Annotated in this window: 19 protein-coding genes and 2 pseudogenes; 6 read left to right on the top strand and 15 right to left on the bottom strand. The window is 42.5% G+C overall.

The features are described 5' to 3' along the window. Nucleotides 1-9 precede the first annotated feature (9 nt). The gene (gene rlmN, locus CUR83_RS04475; RefSeq protein WP_284719175.1) at nucleotides 10-1,245 is read right to left on the bottom strand and encodes a dual-specificity RNA methyltransferase RlmN; all 1,236 of its coding nucleotides are present in this window, start codon (nucleotides 1,243-1,245) and stop codon (nucleotides 10-12) included. A 372-nt stretch (nucleotides 1,246-1,617) separates the two neighbouring features. Beyond that, entirely contained in the window at nucleotides 1,618-2,049 is a 432-nt protein-coding gene (gene ndk / locus CUR83_RS04470) for a nucleoside-diphosphate kinase (RefSeq protein WP_100749128.1), read from the bottom strand. Between the two features lie 342 nt (nucleotides 2,050-2,391). On the opposite strand from ndk, the pseudogene CUR83_RS04460 reads away from it, so the two are divergent. From CUR83_RS04460 to CUR83_RS04445, 4 genes and pseudogenes are all read left to right on the top strand, one after another. Beyond that, nucleotides 2,392-3,451, top strand: a pseudogene (locus CUR83_RS04460) (RNA-guided endonuclease InsQ/TnpB family protein); the annotation flags it as partial. An 83-nt stretch (nucleotides 3,452-3,534) separates the two neighbouring features. Further along, nucleotides 3,535-4,146 (top strand): IS607 family transposase, encoded by a 612-nt coding sequence (locus CUR83_RS04455; protein WP_058025651.1) that lies wholly within the window; start codon nucleotides 3,535-3,537, stop codon nucleotides 4,144-4,146. Continuing rightward, nucleotides 4,143-5,297: an RNA-guided endonuclease InsQ/TnpB family protein gene (locus CUR83_RS04450; RefSeq protein WP_093071385.1), complete on the top strand. Its 1,155-nt coding sequence runs from the start codon at nucleotides 4,143-4,145 to the stop codon at nucleotides 5,295-5,297. Before CUR83_RS04455 ends, CUR83_RS04450 begins: the two co-directional genes overlap by 4 nt. Before the next feature lie 167 nt (nucleotides 5,298-5,464). Further along, nucleotides 5,465-5,713, top strand: a pseudogene (locus tag CUR83_RS04445) (zinc ribbon domain-containing protein); the annotation flags it as partial. A 216-nt stretch (nucleotides 5,714-5,929) separates the two neighbouring features. Here CUR83_RS04445 and CUR83_RS04440 read toward each other — a convergent pair. Continuing rightward, nucleotides 5,930-7,219, bottom strand: a complete 1,290-nt coding sequence (locus tag CUR83_RS04440; protein WP_284719172.1) for an adenylosuccinate synthase — start codon at nucleotides 7,217-7,219, stop codon at nucleotides 5,930-5,932. Between the two features lie 201 nt (nucleotides 7,220-7,420). Further along, nucleotides 7,421-8,728, bottom strand: coding sequence for an ATP phosphoribosyltransferase regulatory subunit (locus tag CUR83_RS04435; protein ID WP_284719171.1), 1,308 nt, complete (start codon nucleotides 8,726-8,728; stop codon nucleotides 7,421-7,423). 488 nt (nucleotides 8,729-9,216) lie between these two features. Between CUR83_RS04435 and CUR83_RS04430 the strand changes: the two genes are divergently transcribed. Beyond that, on the top strand, nucleotides 9,217-9,606 hold the full coding sequence (locus CUR83_RS04430) for a DUF2237 family protein (RefSeq protein ID WP_058024362.1): 390 nt from the start codon (nucleotides 9,217-9,219) through the stop codon (nucleotides 9,604-9,606). A gap of 154 nt (nucleotides 9,607-9,760) precedes the next feature. Next, entirely contained in the window at nucleotides 9,761-10,915 is a 1,155-nt protein-coding gene (gene corA / locus CUR83_RS04425) for a magnesium/cobalt transporter CorA (protein WP_425301322.1), read from the top strand. A gap of 65 nt (nucleotides 10,916-10,980) precedes the next feature. Here the strand turns inward: corA and CUR83_RS04420 are convergent, their stop codons facing one another. The 11 genes from CUR83_RS04420 to CUR83_RS04370 form a co-directional block, all read right to left on the bottom strand. Then, nucleotides 10,981-11,499 carry a phosphate-starvation-inducible protein PsiE gene (locus CUR83_RS04420; RefSeq protein ID WP_240365313.1) on the bottom strand — a complete coding sequence of 173 codons (519 nt, stop codon included), beginning with the start codon at nucleotides 11,497-11,499 and terminating at the stop codon, nucleotides 10,981-10,983. A 95-nt stretch (nucleotides 11,500-11,594) separates the two neighbouring features. Further along, nucleotides 11,595-12,473 carry a bifunctional methylenetetrahydrofolate dehydrogenase/methenyltetrahydrofolate cyclohydrolase FolD gene (folD, locus tag CUR83_RS04415; RefSeq protein ID WP_284719169.1) on the bottom strand — a complete coding sequence of 293 codons (879 nt, stop codon included), beginning with the start codon at nucleotides 12,471-12,473 and terminating at the stop codon, nucleotides 11,595-11,597. A gap of 229 nt (nucleotides 12,474-12,702) precedes the next feature. Continuing rightward, nucleotides 12,703-14,181, bottom strand: coding sequence for a capsule assembly Wzi family protein (locus CUR83_RS04410; RefSeq protein WP_284719168.1), 1,479 nt, complete (start codon nucleotides 14,179-14,181; stop codon nucleotides 12,703-12,705). Between the two features lie 61 nt (nucleotides 14,182-14,242). Then, nucleotides 14,243-15,451, bottom strand: a complete 1,209-nt coding sequence (locus tag CUR83_RS04405) for a DegT/DnrJ/EryC1/StrS family aminotransferase (protein WP_284719167.1) — start codon at nucleotides 15,449-15,451, stop codon at nucleotides 14,243-14,245. A 58-nt stretch (nucleotides 15,452-15,509) separates the two neighbouring features. After that, nucleotides 15,510-16,148, bottom strand: a complete 639-nt coding sequence (locus CUR83_RS04400) for an acetyltransferase (protein ID WP_284719166.1) — start codon at nucleotides 16,146-16,148, stop codon at nucleotides 15,510-15,512. Between the two features lie 23 nt (nucleotides 16,149-16,171). Beyond that, entirely contained in the window at nucleotides 16,172-16,765 is a 594-nt protein-coding gene (locus tag CUR83_RS04395) for a sugar transferase (RefSeq protein ID WP_284719165.1), read from the bottom strand. Further along, the gene (locus tag CUR83_RS04390; protein WP_284719164.1) at nucleotides 16,762-17,904 is read right to left on the bottom strand and encodes a glycosyltransferase family 4 protein; all 1,143 of its coding nucleotides are present in this window, start codon (nucleotides 17,902-17,904) and stop codon (nucleotides 16,762-16,764) included. The genes CUR83_RS04395 and CUR83_RS04390 overlap by 4 nt, the downstream gene beginning before the upstream one ends. A gap of 12 nt (nucleotides 17,905-17,916) precedes the next feature. Continuing rightward, nucleotides 17,917-18,963 carry a GNAT family N-acetyltransferase gene (locus CUR83_RS04385; RefSeq protein ID WP_284719163.1) on the bottom strand — a complete coding sequence of 349 codons (1,047 nt, stop codon included), beginning with the start codon at nucleotides 18,961-18,963 and terminating at the stop codon, nucleotides 17,917-17,919. Continuing rightward, nucleotides 18,960-19,880: a polysaccharide deacetylase family protein gene (locus CUR83_RS04380; protein ID WP_284719162.1), complete on the bottom strand. Its 921-nt coding sequence runs from the start codon at nucleotides 19,878-19,880 to the stop codon at nucleotides 18,960-18,962. The genes CUR83_RS04385 and CUR83_RS04380 overlap by 4 nt, the downstream gene beginning before the upstream one ends. After that, on the bottom strand, nucleotides 19,880-21,016 hold the full coding sequence (locus CUR83_RS04375) for a glycosyltransferase (protein WP_284719161.1): 1,137 nt from the start codon (nucleotides 21,014-21,016) through the stop codon (nucleotides 19,880-19,882). Before CUR83_RS04375 ends, CUR83_RS04380 begins: the two co-directional genes overlap by 1 nt. A 47-nt stretch (nucleotides 21,017-21,063) precedes the next feature. After that, entirely contained in the window at nucleotides 21,064-22,206 is a 1,143-nt protein-coding gene (locus CUR83_RS04370) for a hypothetical protein (protein WP_284719160.1), read from the bottom strand. Nucleotides 22,207-22,418 lie beyond the last annotated feature (212 nt).

Raw genomic sequence — 22,418 nt, 5'->3', positions numbered from 1 at the left:
TATGATGAATCACAACTCAGCGTTTTCACGCGCTTTGATGCTTTGCTGCCATGCCGCTGAACGACGAGTGCGGTCGGCGACTTGCCCGACCAGCTGGCCGCAAGCCGCATCGATATCGTCGCCGCGCGTTTGACGAATGGTACACACAAACCCAGCTTCACTTAAGATACTGCTAAACGCATGGATGCGGTTGTTGCTAGATTTGTCATATGGTGCATGCGGAAACGGATTAAACGGTATCAAATTAATCTTACTTGGTAGACCATCCAACAACGCCACCAACTGCCGCGCATGCTCATCGCTGTCATTGACGCCATCAAGCATGACATACTCAATGGTGACGTGTTTTTTGTGGCGTGGATTGACATCATACACATAGTTTTTTGCCACGGCGATCAGCTCACTTAACGGGTATTTCTTATTGATAGGCACCAGCTCATCACGCAACTCATCATTGGGCGCGTGCAAGGATATCGCCAAAGCCACATCGAGATCTTGTGCCAGCTGATACATCTTGGGTACCACGCCTGAGGTCGACAATGTCACACGGCGCTTTGAGAGGCCATAAGCATGGTCGCTGAGCATAATCTCCATCGAGCCGATTACAGGCTTGTAGTTTAATAAAGGCTCACCCATACCCATCATCACTACGTTGGTGACATGGTTTTCCCAAGCGCTATGATCGACAGCCTCTAAGCTGTCATTATCATCGCTCATGTAGGAAGCATTGGCCACCCACAGCTGCCCGATGATCTCAGCCGCCGTCAGATCGCGCTCAAAACCCTGCTTACCGGTACTACAAAAACTACAGTCGAGCGCGCAGCCGACTTGCGAAGAGATACACAAAGTTTTGCGGCCATTTGATTTATTATCATCCGCCGGAATCAATACCGTCTCCACCAGCGAGCCGCCCGTCACTTCAAACACCCATTTACGCGTACCATCATCACTGTACTGACGATGAATAACCTTAGGCGGAGTCACGCAGGCATTCAGCGACAATTTATCGCGCAGTGACTTGCTCAGATTGGTCATCTGCTCAAAATCTGTCACCCCGTGCTGATATATCCATTTAATCACCTGCGTCGCGCGAAATGGCTTTTCGCCGAGGCTTTTAAAATAGTCAGCCAATTGTGCTTGGGTCATCCCTAAAAGATTGGTCTTGGCCTGCGCTTCATCGACCAGCTTGATGCTGGCTTTGGAGGTGGCAGGGACATGCTGGATCGGGGATTGAACAGTGGACATAATAGGTAACCTTTTTGCATCAGCTAAATTAAGCGTGGCAATTGTTGATATAAGCGATGAGTGTTGCTCTCCATACGCCTTATGGCAAATATGGCCATTAGCAATCCACTATGAGCGCAGCGTCTCTTGTACTTATGCCAATCATACATAGCGACAAGCACAAAAAATGAGTAGCTATACTGATAAAGGATTGATAATGCTAGATAAAGACAATAATGAGGCAAATAATAAAAAATTTCAATAACGCAAAGACGGCGAAAAAACAGACAAACCAAAATAGCTAAAACGGCTTATACCCATCAGATATAAGCCGTCTTGCGACACAAATTATTCATAACCAACCTCTCGGCTGCTATCAATAACTGGCTGCTCTTAGCGCGTACGTGCACATACTTCATCATCATTAAAGAAGTAGCTGATTTCACGTGCTGCTGACTCAGCTGAATCTGAACCATGAACCGCGTTTTCGTCGATGCTGCTAGCAAAGTCAGCACGGATAGTGCCTTCGGCAGCGTCGGCTGGGTTGGTTGCGCCCATGATTTCACGGTGCTTAGCAATGGCGTTTTCGCCTTCTAATACAGAAACAACGACAGGGCCTGAAGTCATGAATGAGACCAAAGCATTATAAAATGGACGCTCGGCATGCTCAGCGTAAAAACCGCCTGCTTTTTTGTCATCAAGATGCAACATTTTTGCAGCAACGATTTTTAAACCCGCTTCTTCAAAACGGCTATAAATAGCACCGATGTTGTTGCCAGCTACTGCGTCAGGTTTGATGATAGATAAAGTACGTTCGTTAGCCATGAAAAGCTCCTAATGGATGAGTGGGTTAAAAAATTGAACTAAAATAAGAAATGAAATAGCAAAGAAGTCGCCTTATCACGAACCTCTCATTTTATCTCCGACTACTATATTGGCTTAGACTTATTGAAATGGTTCATGATTTATCAATATAAATTCAAGACAGACCAAAACAGAATTATTGCTTATCAAAACGCGAAAAAGGACACCACCTGATGTTAGGGTGGAATTGAATTTCGCCTAGCGTTTCGTTTATTATATTATATCTTTACACAAATAATATATTGAAATAAATTATTGTAAACTTTAGAGTTTATATTATATCAAAAAAAATGAATCGGCGTTATGAAAATCAACAAAGCGTATAAATTTAGGCTTGAGCCTAATGCAGAGCAACAGATTATTCTAAATAATCTGTTGCTCTGCACGCTTTGTTTGGAATCAAATGCTAGCGATCTCATTTGAGATGTTTGCCAAAAATGAATTTATTAATGCCACCAACTTGGTTAATAAAATCATGGTTCTAAAGAACAATCCTGATTTTGACTTCTTAAGAACCTATGCCAATGCTGTGTCTTTACAACAAAAAGTACGTGATCTTGCCTCTGCTTGGTCACGATTTTTCGACCCTAAAGTTCATGCTAGGCTCAAAGAAAACAAAAAGAAGTTCCGAAAACCCAAGTTTTTTAAGCTAAGTGATGGCACAGAGATTCAACTACGACAACTGATGCCAAGATTTAAACGTAAATCCGATGGCTGCGACTCAATCAGGCTTGTTCAGTTTGATAAATATTGCCGTGTTGAAGGTAATCGCGTCAAACTACCTAATGGCGTGGGCTTTGTAAAATTTAAAAAATCACAAGATATCATCGGCACCATTAAAAACGTCACCATCAGCAAGAAATCAGGTCACTGGTACGTGTCGTTTGGCACTGAGCGAGCATTATCTGAGAACCCAACTCACCCCTCCAAAAGCGCCATAGGTATTGATTTAGGTATCACTAAACTCATTACCACCTCAGACGGTCAATACATCAAACCCAAAAACAGCTTTAAAGCCAATCAAATTAAACTTGCCAAATTGCAGCGTCAATTAAGTAAGAAAGTAAAATTCAGTGAAAACTGGAAAAGGCAAAACCGTAAGATTCAAAAATTACACAATCACATCGCCAATATTCGCCATGACTACTTGCATAAAATCACCACCACAATCAGCAAAAACCACGCCATGATTGCCTGTGAAGATTTAAAAGTCGCCAATATGTCGAGATCAGCTAGCGGTACGATGGAGAAAAAAGGTCGGCATGTCAAAGCTAAATCAGCATTAAACAAATCAATCTTAGATCAAGGCTGGGGCATGATGGTTAATATGCTTGAGTACAAGCAACAATGGCAAGGCGGGTTGCAAACAGTTAAATAAAATATATACAAACCTACCTATTTATTACTATGATAGATAGATTATATCTATAATATAGAGAGCAAGTTATGGGGAAACTGGTTAGTATTGGGGAGGCTGCCAAACATTTCGGGGTTGCTCAATCCACATTAAGACGTTGGGATGAGGATGGTACGTTAGTCGCCAAGCGAACCGAAAACGGGCATAGGCGATATGATTTAAGTGAAATCAGACCGCATTCCTTGAATACACCACCTAAATTAGACCGAAAAACCATTGCTTATGCTCGTGTGTCGAGTCGTGATCAAAAAGACGACTTACTTCGCCAGTCTCAAGTTTTGGAACTTTATTGTGCCAGGCAAGGCTGGACTTTTGAGACGATTACCGATCTTGGTAGTGGAATGAATTATAAAAAGAAAGGCTTAAAAGACCTGCTTGATGACATACTGAGCAATAAAGTTGAACGGCTGGTAATTACCCATCAAGACAGGCTTTTACGATTTGGTGCAGAACTGGTTTTCATGTTGTGTGAGGCTCGTGACGTTGAAGTGGTAATAATCAATCAAGGTGAAGAGTTGAGTTTTGAGCAAGAATTAGCCCAAGATTTATTGGAGATTATCACCGTATTTTCAGCGAGGCTATACGGCTCTTGCAGCAAGAAAAACCAACAATTAATAGAGGCGGTTAAAAAAGCATTATGATCCGTGGACACATTATCGAACTCAAGCCAAACAACGTACAGGCAAATCACCTTGCTCGTGCTTGTGGCGTGGCGAGAAAAGCCTACAACTGGGCTTTGCATGAGTGGCAGCGGCAGTATGCGCTTGACAAAGCGTACCGTGATGCGTGTTTGGCCGCAGGCGTTGAGGTTGATACTAAAAATCTAAACAAGCCCTCACAGGCGAAGCTCAGACGCGAATTGAACGCCATTAAGCGTGAATTATTCCCCTATATGCTGGAAGTGACCAAATGCGCTCCGCAGGCGGCAATCATGCAGTTGGGTGATGCTTATAACAACTTCTTTAAAGGCTTAGCGAAATACCCAACCGCTCGTAAAAAAGGCCGTGACGATAGATTCAGTTTATCCAACGACCAATTTGCCATTAAAGGTAAATCCATTCGTATCCCAAACTTGGGCTGGGTTCGCTTAAAAGAAGCTTTACGTTTTGACGGCAAGATCATGTCAGCCACCATCTCTAAACGTGGCGGTAAGTGGTTTGTTAGTGTGGCTGTTGAAATACAAAAAGCTGTAATTCCTACTAAAAAGACAGGTAAAAGCGTTGGTGTTGATCTTGGTATTACCGACTTACTGGTTTTATCAGACGGCACTAAAATTAAAGCGCCAAAACCACTTCAAGCAAACCTTAAAAAACTAAGAACGCTAAACAAAGCGCTCAGTCGCACTAAAAAAGGCAGTAAAAACAGAGAAAAAGCGAAAACCAAGCTCTCTCGTTTGCACTATAAGATCAGGTGTATTAGGCAAGATTCTCTCCATCAAATCACAACAAGTCTGGTTAATGAGTTCGATGTGATTGCGATTGAGGATTTGAATGTCAAAGGTATGGTTAAGAACAGGCGGCTATCAAGAGCTATCAGTGACTTGGGTTTCTTTGAGTTTAAGCGACAGCTTATCTACAAAGCCACTGAGCAAGGCAAGGTTGTGAAATCAGTCGGACCCTTCTACCCAAGCTCAAAAACCTGTTCAAACTGCAATCATATCCTTGGTAAAGATGAGCTAACATTGAAAATGCGTGAGTGGTTGTGCCCTAACTGTCAGGTTTCTCATGACCGTGACCTCAACGCCAGCATCAATATTTTAAATAACGCGACTGTTATTTTAACAGCTGCATAATCCTGTTTATTGGACGGTGAGTTCCATCGCCAATTAAAAAAGTCTGTGGAGTCGTGGTCAGTCTAAATCTCAAATGAGAAATAGCGCGTGACAATGAAGCAGAAAGAAAACGTCAAACCTATCTAATAGTCAATATTGGCTAGGTTTGAGTAAGATTTTTGGAACGGTTGCTCATTAAGGTAAACCCACGTTACACCAGCCAAACCTGCTTTGAATGCAAGCATATTGCCAAGGAAAATAGACGCACTCAAGCAAACTTTGAGTGCGTCGAATGCAGGTATGTTACGAACGCAGATGTTAATGCGGCTCGTAATATATTAGCGGCAGGACATGCCGTTTTGTCTGCGGAGGGAGGATGCGTTAAAGGTCGCCCTTTGAAACAGAAAACTTGTGACCTTCGTGAGAAAGTCACCTAAGAGCTTATGTTTTTAGAATTCCCCACTTGAGCTTGGCGAAAGTGGTGGAAGTATGTCAATATAATGATTGACGCTATAAATACTATCATCAGTTTAGGAAAGTCGCTTGCATAAAGCCAAAACTTACCGCTCATTTCTCAAATATTTATGATTTATTGCTACTAAAAAGCCCCAATGCTGAGCAATGGGGCTTTTTTATGTAGCTAAAAACACTATCTACGCATCATACGGATCGCGTAATACAATCGTTTCTTCACGGTCAGGACCGGTTGAGATAATATCAACTGGGCAACCAATCAGCTCTTCGATACGTTTGATGTAAATTTTAGCGTTTTCTGGTAGGTCATCATAGCTTGTGATACCAACGGTTGATTCACTCCAGCCTTGTAGGGTTTCGTACTTAGGCGTGACTGACTCATAGAATTCAGCATCATGTGCGCCTGCACACTCCGTCTCAGGTAAGTTATAACCGACACCGATTAGCAGTTCTTCTAGACCGTCTAATACGTCAAGCTTGGTTAGACAGATACCTGACATAGAGTTTAGTACCACGGCACGGCGTAATGATTCAGCATCAAACCAACCACAGCGACGCGCGCGGCCGGTGGTTGCACCAAACTCATGACCGACTTTGGCCAAATGAGCACCAACATCATCAAACAATTCAGTTGGGAATGGACCACTACCAACACGCGTAGTGTAAGCTTTAGTAATACCCAATACATAGTCTAAATACAAGGGACCGATACCTGTACCAGTCGATACACCGCCCGCAGTGACGCTAGAGCTGGTCACAAACGGATAGGTACCGTGGTCGATATCAAGTAGCGTGCCTTGTGCACCCTCAAACATTAGGTTTTTGCCAGAAAGGCGCAATTGATTGAGGTCTTCGGTCACATCAGTAACCATGCCTTTGATCTCTTCGCGCCACTCTTGGCACAGTTTAAAGGTCTCATCAAAATCGATGGCATCGACTTTATAATACTGTGTCAGTTGGAAGTTGTGATATTCGATTAGGTTACGTAGTTTTTCTTCTAAATCATCACGGAACAAGTCAGCAAGCTTAATGGCACGGCGCGCCACTTTGTCCTCATACGCAGGGCCAATGCCGCGACCTGTGGTACCGATTTTGCCTGTACCGCGTTTGGCTTCGCGTGCTTGGTCAAGTGCCACGTGATATGGCATGATGAGTGGGCAGTTTGGCGAGATACGTAGACGCTCGCGTACTGGTACGTTGTTGGCTTCTAGATCTTTTATCTCTTTTAGTAGGGCATCTGGCGCTAGTACCACACCGTTACCGATGAAGCAGGTGACGCCTTCGCGCAAGATACCAGATGGGATCAAATGTAGGACGGTGGTTTTGCCATCGACAACCAGTGTGTGCCCAGCGTTGTGACCGCCTTGAAAACGAGCAACGGCTGAGGCTTTTTCGGTAAGTAAATCAACGATTTTACCCTTACCTTCATCGCCCCATTGGCTACCCAAAACTACGACATTCTTACCCATGATCAATCCTTACCTTTATGTATTGAGGTGTGTGCAATAACGGTTGCAAAACTAACGTGATGTTAGCAGTGTTTGATGCTTGTGCTCAGTGCGCTTATCATTGCCGAGCCAAACCAAGTATGTTTTATCTTAAAGTCTTTATCCAAGCGGCGATGCCACTGTAAATATACCTATAAGTCAGCCAAACTGAATCTAGTTAAGCTAGATAGTTTGTAGTTGCCATTGATTGTCAGCAAAACCCAAACGATGTGTCACGCCATCGGGACGATCGTCCGCGTTTAGTGGCATGGTGACACGGTAGCCCTGCTCGCGTAAGCTGGTGGCCTGCTGGAGCAAGGTTTGTCGCTGCTCGGGGCTTGCTTGAGTGGCGGCTTGATAATCGATCAGCACGATACTTGGCGCTTCAAGCTGCGTGTGCGCCAGCAAGCGGCTGACATCCATACTAAATCCTGTGGCTTCACGTGGCTGGCTGGCGGACAGATGGCCACCGCTTTGCATACCATCAAAACGCCCGCCGCGTACCAGCGGCTGCGTCTCGCTATTGATATAGCCATTAAAGACAATGCCAGTATGATAGTGATAGCCTGATAGCTCAGTCACATCGATACTCACCGGACACTGCCACTGCGTTTTTAGGTGCGTTTTTAGGCGCTGTAGCTCATCGATAGCCGTAGATATCTGTTCATCTTGCTGTGCGGCAGTAGAGAGCTTGGTCAGCAAATTATCGATATCGTGACCAAAACGCGCTAAGGCATAAAAGTCATCGCCCATCGGCAATGCTTGGCAAATGCGTTTGAGCTCTGGTAGGTTTTTATTGGCATATAAATGCATCAATTGCTCAGCGTCGCTGTCAGATAGCGCAGCCATCTCAGCCAAACGCTTAAATATCGCCACATGACCCAAGTCAATATGCAGTGCCGCGCTCATATCTAGTGTATTGACCATCCCAAACAAGACATCAATCAGCTCGATATCGGCTGCCAAATCGGCGCAGCCAAATATCTCAGCGCCTAACTGCAAGGGCGTACGTGAACCAAACAGTCCTGATGGCAAGGTGTGAATCACATCGCCTGCATAGCAATAACGCGCAATACCTGTACCGCCGTGATGCGCATCAATACGCAAAATCTGCGGGGTAATATCGGCACGCAAGCCCATCAAACGACCCGTCAGCTGATCGATGATCTTGAACGTCTGACGTTTCAAATCTTCTGAGGCGTCACTTAACAGTGACTCAGTAAACTCAATCATCGGCGGATTGACCAACTGATAGCCATGAGTGATCAGCTGCTGCGTCAATTGGTACCTAAGCACCTCTTGCTTATGTGCGTCTTCAAACAACACATCCACCACGCCATCAGGCAACAGCCAACTGTTGGCCACATCGCTGGCAAAATGGTTTAGGTAGGGCATGCTATTAGGTTTAGCAACGCTATCGGCAGGCTGAGTGGCCGCATTTTTTGTTGCATTTAACTGGGCAGGTTTTGCAGAATCAGAACTGACAGACACAATAAATCCTTGTTTGGCGTATCGCTTACCAAAAAACGCGGTACTAAAAGGTTGTATTTATAAGGGCATTGACATCGTATCGTTGTGTTTTTAACACACAACATCATTGACCCAATTATTTATAAACAAACTAGGTAACCGCAACAGGGTGAGTAATAAGTATAATTTAGGATGATAAGACGAGTATCTTTATGCGCTAATAAACAGAGATAAATAATCAAGGCACTTTATGCTTTAGTTTAGCATAGCACTCAAGGTTCGCCTAGTGACAATTGGGCACAATTACTATCTAATTATCGTCCATGGCATCATGAGTATCAGTAGCTACGGCGACGGCTATCTGCTCGTATTGAACAAATAGCGCCCGTGAAATAGCCGCTATGCGCTTGCATTACTTGACAAAAACGTGCGCGAATTGCCCCAGCAAGAACAGCGCCATGCAGACAGACTCATGTTACACTAACACATATTTTTATCTCGGAAGCCTTATGTCATCTGATTACCACCCAAACCCTGCCATCAACCAAACCAATGTCTTAGGCACAGCGCTTGCCAGCTGTTGCTTCGACCCTATCACTGGCTATTATCGCAATGGCTTTTGTCATACGGGAAACCATGATGTTGGTCAACATACCGTCTGTGCCAAGATGACCAGCGAGTTTTTAAACTTCTCAGCCAGTCGTGGCAATGACCTTATCACCCCGCTACCTGAATATAACTTTGCCGGTCTCAAGCCTGGTGATTACTGGTGTATCTGCGCCCTGCGTTGGGTCGAAGCACTAGATTTTGACATTGCCCCGCAGATAAAACTAGAAGCTTGCCACGAGAGCCTACTGGCATTGGTAGATATCGACACGCTAAAAAGCTATGCATTGTAAAAGGTTGTTCATAGATAGTGCGACCAAATGATAATGGCTTTGCTTAAGACAAGTTTTGATTCTTGCATCTGTTTATTATATGACAGGAGGGTGTGTGGAAAACGACAACAACCAATTAATCAAAAAAACGGCTCACATTGCACCTGACTCTAATATGAGCCACATTTATGCCAATATGAATGATCGGCATCTCTACCTAGATGACGATGACAGCTATATCTACGGCGATGCTGAAGCCACGACTCAGGATACCATCGAGACCATGACGGTCTACGATCCTGACTCTGAGCGTTATGAAGATATTGATTCATCAAGTAAGGATGAAGTGGTTAATTGCTATGCGTATTCGCGAAAAACAGGTGAAAATCTAGACAAAATCGCCCTTACTGATGTGAGCCGTGCTCTTAGCAATAACGGTCAGTTTATTTGGCTCGGTCTCTACGACCCCAGCCTAGAAACCATGGTAAAAGTCAAAGACGCTTTTGATCTGCATGAGTTGGCGGTTGAAGATGCGTTTGCCGATCACCAGCGTGCCAAGGTCGAAAACTATGACAATGATATGGTCTTTGTCGTGATACGTACCGCCAAGCTTGAAGACAATGTCATTCGTTATGGTACGACTGCGATATTTATGGGCAAAAACTACCTGATTACGATTCGTAATGGTCCGTCAAACTCCTATGCGCCTGTACGCGAGCACTGTCATCGTCGCCCAGAAAAGCTACGCATGGGGCCGATATTTGTACTCCATGCCATACTCGATTTTATCGTTGATAACTATATGCCGATCACCGATCGATTGGGACGATATTTGCGTGAGCAAGAGCGTTATGTCTTCACCTATGAATTTGATAAAGGCACATTAAAAAATCTGTATCAGCTCAAATCACAGCTGGTACATATGCGCGCTATTATCCTACCCGTACAAGACATCTGTAGCTTCTTTATCAATCATAAAAAAAGCGAGATAGTCTCAGGGTTTTCTCAAGCAGCCAAGCCATATTTTCGCGATGTGAACGATCATCTCCTGCACTCATTGGATGCCATTAATGGTCTTAATGAGATGCTAAGCGTGGTCATGAACACTTATATGGCCATGGTCAATATGGGACAGAACGAAGTCGTACGTAAGCTTGCGGCGTGGGCGGGTATCCTTGCCGTACCAACCGCTATCGCTGGTATCTATGGTATGAACTTTGACTTTATGCCCGAGCTCCATTGGAAGTATGCGTACTTCATTATTATGATAATCATCATCGCTCTTTGTAGCTTCTTATATTACAACTTTAAGCGACTCAAATGGCTGTGATAACTCATTCATACACAAAAAAAGGGCTACCACTGGTAGCCCTTTTTTATGCTGATCGTCAATCATTATTCGCGGCGGTGCTTGGTATGGCTGTCTGGATCTTGCGCATTATCAGGCAGTATAGCCTTGACCGTTAAATTTGCATACTGTCTATCAAGATTGTCTTCTGGGCGACCAAATGTTTTTGCCGTCCAAGTGAGTATGACAATAGCCCCACTCAATAGCATGATTGCCACAGAAATGGTGGCCAGCAACCATAGATGAAAATAATCTGACACTGCCTGCACATCAACCACTAGATGTCGTGATAAAGCCGTTATGGCAATAAATATCAAAAACTGTACGGGCAGACGATGGGTTTTAAAGTAAATCCCTATCATAGCCAGCAGCTCAAGATAAATGAATAGCATCAAAATATCTTTTAAATCCGCTGAGCCTTTTTGGACAATATAGATAAACTCTTTACCTGCCGTCCAGACCACCACCACGCTGATTAAAAATAAGATAACGTAATGACAGACATCGACAAACTCTCTACCAATACCTTGTAGTCGCTCATGAATACCTACATCTTTTTTAGCCATTTTTAGGTCCTATCAACGAAGAGGTGGTTGATTTGCCTGACTCTATCAATCAGGCCCCTTTATCTATCGGCAATCAGCACTCACCTGGCTATTTTCTAGCTAATACCCAAACCTGCTGATTTTTCAGCCGCATCGACTGTCTGGCGAATAAGCGTGTTGATGGTCATTGGGCCGACACCGCCTGGCACTGGTGTATACGCACTAGCAATGTTTTCCATGCCTTGCATTTCGATATCGCCAACACCGCCGTTATCCGTTGGATGGAAACCAGCATCAACAACTACCGCACCTTTTTTGATCCAAGCGGCTTTGATCAGCTCAGGCACACCTACAGCACCAACTACAATATCGGCGCGCTTAATATGAGACTCTAAGTCTTGCGTTCTTGAATGACAGATAGTCACCGTACAGTTCGCATTCAATAGCATCATTGCCATTGGTTTACCCAAAATAGCACTACGTCCTACGACCACAGCCTCCAAACCCGCAAGCTCGATATTATGATGCTCTAATAGATGCATAATGCCTTGCGGTGTGCATGAGCCGTAAGCGGATTGCTGCATCGCCATACGACCAAAACCAAGACAAGTCACACCATCGACGTCTTTTGCCAAATCGATTTGCTCAAAGCAAGCACGTTCATCGATATGCTCAGGGACAGGATGCTGTAACAAAATACCGTGTACGTCTGGATTGCTGTTTAGCTCATTTATCTTTGCCATGAGCTGCTCAGTGGTCGTGGCGCTTGGCATCTCAACACGTATAGAGTCCATGCCAACACGCTTGCAAGCGTTGCCTTTCATACGGACATAAGTGGCAGAGGCTGGATCGTCACCAACCAATATCGTCGCTAAGCTTGGGGTGCGTCCCGTTTTATCTTTGATCGCATCCACGCGCGTGCGTAGATCCTGTTCTATTTGTTTGGCAAGTGCTTTGCCGTCCAAAACGGTGGCGGACTCGTGGGCAATAGACATAGTAACTCCAATAGAGGATACGATATAAAAAAATAAAGACAGCGCGTGCAAGTACTTTGCATGCCTGTCTTTTGCTTCGTCAACCTTTGACTGATAATAATATTGTACCTGTGTACGCTGCAAAATCCTAGCGTGTATTGGGATACAATAAAAAAGTGGCCTACTATCATTTAGTAGACCATTTGACTCTCATGTATTCACGTTATTTATTAGGCGCTATAGGCCTGGGCTAATAAGTCTGAAACTCTAGCCCAACGCCTGCTCCAATATCACTTGACTGAGTATCAGAGTCTACGCCCCATAAGCGAGATGTCACTAAAGTTTTTGGATTCAACTGATGCGCCCATGATATGTCAATAGCGGTCAGTTTATCTTTCATTGGAAAGGCTTGGTTATCAGACTTTCCAGTGCGACGATCCAACTCTCCTGACTGATTAACCTTAGCATATTGCAGTTTTGTATTGACAAAGTTTCGACTATCTAGCCATAGCTTGCCACCTACTGATATGCTCTCTGCATCGCCGCCCAAAGAATGCCCGAGTGGATAGCCTTGCTGGTAGTAACCATCGGTATATGTACTATGATCATAGGATACGCCTCGGACTTTACCACTAGTACGTGTGTCTGCATATTCTGTATACAATTGATATGGCATACCATAAGCTTCCGAAGCGTAGTCAGCACCGGCAAGGTACATGTTCTTCGCTGGTAGCCCGCCCGCCTCATCTTCGCCCACATATTGTGCGTATACTGTGGCTGGGATATTTACCAAAGGCGCAAGATTCATACGCGCATCAAAACCACCTAATTGATTAGCAGGGTCTTCACCAATCGTCGCACCATTGTCACCATTATCTTTAGTGCCTAAAATAGCATCACCAAAGGAGCTAAAACTCTCTGGACGACCTTCCCCGCCCCACATAAAGGTTCGAGACGCACCAACTTCTAGCCATGGTAAAGGACTGGCCGTCAGACGAGCACCAAATAGCTTAGCATCTGGTACGGCATCATAATCTTCAAGTTGACCTGCAAATAATTGATACTGCCATGGACCAACCCATGAAAGATAAGGCGATGTTGGTGCATTTTGCTCATCACGTTGCATGGTGATACCTGCAACAGGACGACTGGCATCGCCACGAATCAAACTGCCGTCAGTACCAGGGCCCCACCATGTCGGGATCTGACCGGCAATCAACCATTGATTGGCAGCAGAGCCAGCAATATATGAGCCTTCAAAACTCAAGTCGTTACTGTCTTCGAGCAAACTATCGTTTTTTAGATTGGCTTGAAGTTTCATTTCCCAATTTTCTTCACTCAAACTGAGCGCTGCTGAAACCTCTTGCCCTGCTAAATGGTCATCAGCAAAAGTTTGCGGCAACTGCTGACGATCGGTCTGTACATAAGCGTCTACTTCAGCCTTCACCAAGGAGTTGGGGTTTTTAGCAAGTGTGGCACGGACTGACTGTAGTACTTTTTGCTGCGCGTCAGTACTCACCTGAGCCGTGGTGATTGCTTTAGTAATTTCATTAGCAGTTAAAGGCCATGTACTGGTACTAATGTGAGTGACGCCTTGCGCATTTAACCATTCTAGCTCTGACTTGAGCTTCATATCATTCATATACAAATTCTGTGCTGAGGCCAGCATGGATATCATACCCAGCCCTACTAACACACTCAGCTGCTTGTACTTTCTTTGTTTAGACATAATTATCTACTCTTTATAAAGTGTACTTATCCAGAATAGATAAGTTTTAATGAATCATTATTTATTTAGCATCCGCATCGATACGGGCAAGAACTTTGTCTAAAGCCTGAACAGTTTGCGTAATCTCTGCTTCTGTCAAGGTTGGATGCACCAAAAACATCAAGCTGGTTTCACCCAATTGTTTGGCTATTGGCAGCCTGATTTCTGGACGCAGACCTGTATCATCAAAGGCTTTTTCTAAATACACTTCCGACGCCGAGCCTGAAAAGCACGGGACGCCTTGCTCATTAATCGCTGCAATAATAGCATCTCGTGTCCAGCCTTCGGGGAGATTTTCAGGCTTTACATAAACATAAAGCTTATAGTAAGCGTGTTTGGCATCTGCAAAATCGGCGCTGTTTTCTAGGCGGGGTACAGACAAATAGCCTTTTTCTGCCCAGCGTGTACACGCATCCAAAATTGCCTGCGCGTTTTGCGTGCGCTTTTGTGTCCAATCGCTCATTCGCGCCAGCTGAATACGCCCGATTGCCGATTGCATCTCAGGCATACGCCAGTTGGTACCAAAGCTTTCATGTAGCCAGCGGTAACCAGGTGGGTGCTCGGTTTCATGGACAGCAGCGTAGCTTTTGCCATGGTCTTTGTACGCCCACATTTTGCGCCACAAGTTTTCATCATTGGTGGTGACCATGCCGCCTTCACCGCCTGTGGTCATGATTTTGTCTTGACAAAAGCTCCATGCGCCTACGTGACCGATACTGCCGACACTGCGTCCTTTGTAGGTTGCGCCATGTGCCTGCGCGCAATCTTCGATGACGTATAAATTATGCGCGTCTGCCAATGCCATGATACCATCCATATCGCACGGCCAGCCAGCCAAATGCACGCAAATGACGGCTTTGGTCTTATCGGTCAATACGGCTTTGATGGTCTCAGGGGAGATATTGCCCGTGTCCGCCTCGACATCGGCAAACACAGGGGTCGCCCCTGCATTCACCACACAAGAGATACTGGCGATAAAAGTGCGCGGCGTGACAATCACTTCGTCACCTGCACCTATATCCAGCGCTTTTAATGCCACATCCAATGCCAGTGTGCCATTAGCAACGGCTACTGCGTATTGGCTGTCTGCCCACGCTGCAAATTCTTTTTCAAATTCGCGCCCTTCTTGCCCTGTCCAGTAGTTAACTTTATTAGACAATAAAACAGCACTGACCTTGTTCGCCTCTTCTTGAGTAAAGCTGGGCCATGGTGAGAAAGGAGTGTTTAGCATAAGGTTCTCAATTTTTTATAATAAGTCATAAGATTTATAGTGTGCTAGTTTTAGCAAATTATTTACTCAAAGGTCGTGCTGGATTACCTACTACTACGGCTCCGGCAGGTACGTCTTTAGTCACCACAGCACCCATGCCGACTATAGCGCCTTTACCAATGATCAAGGGTTTATCAGGTGTGCCTTGTTTGATGACTGCCCCCGTGCCGATATAGGCATGGTCGTGAATATGAATATTGCCATTGCAGCTAACGCGCGGGGCAAAGGTCACATAGTCGCCGATGACGCAATCATGAGCAATATAGCTATAGATATTAGCGTGAAACTGTTTGCCGATTTTAATATTAGAAGTCAGTTGAGTAAAATGACATAGTACTGAACCTTCTCCTATTTCGACTGCATCTAATACAATGCTATTAGATGCTTTTGCAGACAAAACAGCGATATTGTCTTTACTACATTTAGCTACTAAGATTTCTCGAATCCTACTATCTGCAATGGCTATAACCACTGCTTTATCTTTAGGAGCTAAACCTAAATAGGCTTTGTAGTTATAAATCTTATAACCATTTAACTCTTCGTCTTGTGATCCGTCATCTACAAAACAAATACTTGCTTCTGGATATTGCTCACGCACTAAAGGTAAAAGCTCTCTGCCAAAACCACTAGCGCCATATATACCGATTAACTGCTGCATATCGACTTCCTTGTTATTATTAACTATTTACTTCCTATAAACTTACTCATTGTCGCTTCGCCGTCAGCACTAATACCATCTTTAACAACCACTTTCTTTACTGTCTTAAGTAATATCTTGATATCTAACCACAATGACTGATTATCGACATACCACGTATCAAGCGCAAACTTTTCATCCCAACCAATCGCATTGCGCCCATTAACCTGCGCATACCCTGTAATACCAGGACGCACATCATGGCGGCGCTTTTGCTCATCATTGTATAGTGGCAAATATTCCATCAGTAAGGGACGCGGGCCAACCAAACTCATATCGCCTTTAACGACATTCCAAAGCTCAGGCAGCTCATCCAAGCTGCTATCACGCAGACGCTTACCAAAATCTGTTAGACGCTCGCTATCAGGCAGTACATTGCCCTCAGCGTCAACAGCATCTTTCATCGAGCGAAACTTGAGCATCTCAAATGGCTGACCATGCAAACCAGGACGAACTTGACGAAATAAGACAGGCGAGCCTAGATTCTTTTTTACTTTATAAGCGGTCACTGCATAGACAGGGGCTAAGACCACGAGCGCGCTGGACGCTGCTGCAATATCAAACAGTCGTTTTATCATTGTATTCCCATCTCCGTTAGCATCATCTGATTAACCGCATTGACATCAAACTTATCCATAGCCACCTGACGTGCTGCACTGCCCATGTTGGTGATTAAGTCAGGGTCGGTTATAAATTTTTCCATTGCTGCGGCTAGCGCATCGACGTCTTTGACTGGCACAAGATAACCATTATGACCGTCTACGACTGTCTCACGACAGCCAGGCGCATCGGTAGTGATAACCGCACGACCCATTGCCATAGCCTCAAGCACTGTACGCGGCGTCCCCTCACGATAGGATGGCAGCACATAAACCGAACTGTCTGCAATAGCAGGCTTTACATCGTTGAGCTTACCTAAGAAACTAACCAGCCCATCATCAATCCACGCATCCAGCTCACGCTGCGCAATCGCATCAGGGTTGTCATCGACCCAGCCTACTAGGTCAAACTGCACGTTAAGGTGACGCGACTTGATAATTGCTGCTGCCTGAGCATACTCACGCACGCCTTTTGCACCCAGCAAGCGCGCAATGAGCAAAAAGCGCGGCACAGACTCACCATTTTCTGTCGGCAATGGCGCAACGCTATATTCTGATACATTGACACCTGAGCCATTGACCACCGTGCTAGGTGTTGATGGTTTTAAAATACCCATTTTTTTAAATAGCGCTTGATCATCAGGATTTTGGAAAAACACCTTATCCGCTGTCAGTAATGCTGCGGCATACAGCTGATGCATCACTTTTTGCAGATTGGACTTTTTGTACCCTTTTTCTTCCGCCCCACTAAAGGCGTAGCCAAGCCCTGTTATTAGCGCAAAAATATGCGGCACACGGGCAAGCTTAGCAGCGAGCGAACCATAGATAACAGGTTTAATCGTATAGCCAAGCACATAATCAGGCTTAATTTTCTTCATTAATAAGTATAAAGCAGACAAGGTTTTAGCGTCTTTTAACGGATTGGTCCCTGTACGCTGCATAGGTATGTCATGCACTGTATAACCTAATGCTATCAAACTATCACACTCTTCTGGATAAACCTCAAATTCAGGGGCAGCAATGTGAATTTCAAAGCCTTTATCCTGTAGGGCTTTAATTAAAGCACCACGGAACTTTAAAATAGAAGCAGGGTAGCTTGCTATGATTAGGTATTTCATATTAAAGAGGTCCTATACAGTGTCAGAGTCAAAATAGCTTAAGTACCAGTTATTTCTATCTTTTAAAATATTTTTAAGCTCTTTATTAAAAACCCTAACACCAAAGTGCAATTCTATGGGTCTCACTTTTTCAGGGAGATATAAAAACCCATTGGCTTTGTAAGCAGCATGGTTAGGTGAATGATCAAAGTTCCAAGCTAAGACAGCATCACAATTGTTATTTTTTAAATGCTGTAAAGCCTTATTTAAGACTATAGAGCCTAATTTATCTTCAAGATAAATCAACTCCATAATATAGCCTATTAAGCCACCATGCTTTTCTTTCAATGAATAAATACATATTGCTTGCATTTCACCAGCACTATTACATATTGCAATGTTCTGATAATCTTCTTCAGGCCGAGAGAGCCGCCAATTAATATATTCAGCATCTCTGACTAAGCCTATATTAATTTTCTTTGAAAAATTTTGCCATAATTTATCATAATTAGAATCTATATCGATATTCTTAACTATGTTCAAATTACCTTTATACTTAATTCTTTTCAAATAAGTAATATTAGGTAAAAAGCTAGAAATTTTATTTATAATAGGAAGCTTTGACAAGATATAATGCGAGCGTAACGGTAAAACCAGAAAAGGGATAGGATCTAAATTTATCCAGTCCAATTTATTAAAGAAGCCGTGGGCTGAGTTTCCATTTGGAAATCCATAGACAAATGCAATATTTCTATCTTCTGCTTCTTTATAAACTTGTGAGGCTAGCTTGTTAAATAAACCTTTTCCTCTGCCCTCAGGTGCTACTAAAGTATCTAAAGACTGTGACCCTGTTACTACCTTTCCATTAGACATAAATCTATTTTGAAAAACAGCATATATACCAGTTAGTCCATTTATTAGACTTGGGTCAACGCCTCCTAAAATTAATCGGCCTTTCTGACTATAGCTCTCTATATATTGCCACTTCAAATGTTGTAGAGTACGAGGGCTATCATTGTTATTAAAGAGTTGCTTAACCAAATGAAGGTCTTGCTCATTATCTATCCATTTATTATTCATTTATAATACCTTTTACACTCATCCATCGTTAGGTTGATAAGCTCACCATTTTGAATTTTAGTAGATACGTTTTTAATTATACTTTCGAACGTGTCGCGCATTTTAGGAGCCGTAATCATATTATGAGGGTGAAACCACATGTGTGCCTGAGCGGACTTATGCGAAGCAGATCTTAATATATGATCCCATCGTTTATAGGTGACTTCACTAGGTATAAATTTCTTTGCACCACTGGGCCATTTCAAAAAATAACCTGCAGGCAAGCTTATCATAGGATTATTTTTAGATTGCTTGAATTTTTGTGAAGGTTTTAATATGTTTAGTTCATCAAGCACTCTGTAATATTTGTTAGAGTGTAATCTAGACTGCTCGATTAGACCTTTTCTATACACATTGAAGCCTGAGTTGTTGAGGAGCTTTAAATGCCCTACATCATTACGTGGGAAAACTAACGAGTTTACAGATATACTTTCCTTTTCAAATATTTTGAGAGATTCTGCAATTTCAAATTCAACAATACTTTCTTTAGTAGTTTGACCTAATGGATGATGAGTAAATCCATGCCATGCAATTTCGTGGCCATTTTGCTTAGCTTGTAAATATAACTCTCTTCCTAGCCAACCGTTTAAACTTTCATTTTGCAGTGCACTATAAATGTACTTATACCACTCATCCTGTTCATTGATATAAGATTTTATAATATCTTTATATTTTAGAATATCAGCTTCATCTTGCGTAAAGAGAGTAGTAAAAGCATAAGTCGCTTTGATAGAGTGATGCGATAACACATCTTCAATATATGTATATACTTCACTTAAGCTGCTTTGGTTAATACATTGTGTAGAACCCCCTAAGTGATCAGCAACTCCCCATAGGCCCTCACAGTCAAGCGATAAGGTAAAAACACCCTTGTCCATTACTGACTCCTCTTTCTTGTAGTTTGGTTTATTGCATCATTCCAGACATCAATGTAACGCTCGCACATTTTTTCTACTGAGTAATTTTCAATAACTCTCTCGTAAGCCTTCTCTCTTCGAGCGGCCCAATCCTCCGGGAAATCTAGATATTCGCGATAAGCTTCTTCTAGGGCTTTTTCTAATGCGTTCTGATCCTCTGAGGGGACAATCCAACCTGTATCTGCAATAATTTCGCGGGCATCCCCTACATCTGTACTAATACAAGGAACACCAAAGCTCATAGCCTCAATAAGTACATTTGGAAAGCCTTCGGTAATACTGCTTAACACCAAGCAATCCATTTTTTTATAAATATCGAAAAGCTCATCTCTACTGTCAATCTGACCTAGAAAAGTGAATGAAGCATTAATGAGATGCTCATATTTATTTTTAAATATTGTATTTTCATAACTTATGCCTGTACCTACCATAATACATCGAGAATCAGTACGGTATTTATTGAAACTATTGAAAGATGATATAAACAATGCATGATTTTTTGCAGGGTCATAGCGGCCAACATGCCCAACAGTAAATTCTTTGTTTTTTTGTGGCTCAATTAATTTATGATCGCTACTATTGATATTTATTCCGTTAGGGATATATGCGAAATTATCGTAGAATCCAGCTTGTTTATGAAGCTCAATAGATTTTAATGAGCAGTTTATTATTTTATATGGTATAAGCTTAGAAAGTTTAGCGCTTGCTTTCATTAAAGCATAATTTTTAGAGCCTAACTCTTTTTTAGTAACTCTACTTTGACGAATATTCCAAACAACTGGAATTCCCCAAGTTTTACCAAGCAGCCCAAAGAGAAAGTTGGAGTGACCCATCCAGCTCTGGATAATATCAGGCTCATATTCCAGTATCTCTTTTCTTAATTTATATAGGTTTATAGCAAATGATTTTAGGCTACGGATATTAAGTGATTGGATAACTATATCAGCTTCTTTAAAATCACTATTGTATTCTGGCATGTCTAAAAGCGTATAAACTATATGCTCGACTTTTTTAGAGGTACCGTTTATTAATCTAAGAAGTGCTCCCTCAGCACCTCCTCTTCCTTCTCCACCAGTAATTATATGTACGACTTTCAAAATATTGCTTCCTATTCAAAATATGAGAACTTACCTCTTAATAAAACTTACTTATAATGATCAATAAATCTCTTATTTTTAGACATAACAGAAATAAAAATATAAAGAAAAAATGGTAACACCATAATTTTCTGTCGAACAGCGATTCCTAAGTTACCCGTAGTTAAAGCCAAAATTACCCAAGCTATAATTGCATATGCCCACATGAATTTACGGTTTTCTAGTGAAGTCAGATTTTTAGTTTTAATTATCTTGTAACCACCAAAGATGAAAAGATATAGTAATATCAAATTATCTAATGCAGAAAAAATCTGAGTAATAGAGCGTGCTTCGAAAATTAAGGGTCTAAACATATAGGTAAAGAGCTTCATAGGAAAGCTTAATTCCGAAAGAGTAATACCACTGTCTGTATTTTTATAAACGTCTTCACGACTTTCAATATAACTTGCTATATCGTCAGGAGAGTTTCCAGCATTAACTCCCGCATAATTAAGAGCATATGGAATTAGAAATGCTGATATTCCGATGGTAACAAAAGCTAATACAAGCTTCATAATTATATTGACTTTCTTATCAAAAAATAATGATACTGCTAAAGCTATTATCATAATACCGGCAATATGAGGTCGTACCAAAAACATCATAAGGATAGCTATACTCATACTACCCATGCGTTTTTTAAGCTCTAGTGCCGACCACAGAGCTAATACTGCTCCAAGAAATGAAATGCCATCTTTACCTATTCCAGAAGACCAAAAACTAATAGAAGGTAGAAATATCACTAATGTAGCTATAACTCGTAATGATTTTTGTTGATTTCTAACTAGGGGTTGAATAATAGAGTCAAGAATTATCAACCCTAAACTACCTATTAAATTAAAAACAAGAAAACAACCCATCATGTTTAAATGTAGATAGTTTGTTAGAATTGAAACTAAGTAGACAATAAAGTTTGTACCAGGCTCAAAAACTACGTTACCTCTGATCGCTTTTGCGTAGTAAACAGAAGAGTCAGCTCCGACATTAATAGTGAACCAATAGTAGACAAAAGTAAAAGTAGTGTGCCAAAAATATAACAGTGAGGCTCGCTTATCTTTTGATCCAAACCTCCTAGATAAAGATATAACAGCAAATAAGCCCAAAAGAAAGACTAAGAATGGAGCTGTCACCTGCCATATGTCAAGAAACATTAGATTCCTTAATTATGTTTATTTTAGTATAAATCACTTCAACAGTTGCTATGGTATTACCAAAAGGATATTAAATAGATCTCTTGCAAAAGTACCAGTTCATTGACTTCCACTGACGGAGTTACAAGGGCTGACGATGACTTATGCAAGAAGTCTAATATAGTCAGTCCGATATAAAATCAACATAACCCATATCAAAAAATAGTTTATCT

The sequence above is a fragment of the Psychrobacter pocilloporae genome (assembly GCF_029872915.1).
GTDB lineage: Bacteria > Pseudomonadota > Gammaproteobacteria > Pseudomonadales > Moraxellaceae > Psychrobacter > Psychrobacter pacificensis.
This window is presented reverse-complemented; position numbering and strand designations above follow the sequence as displayed.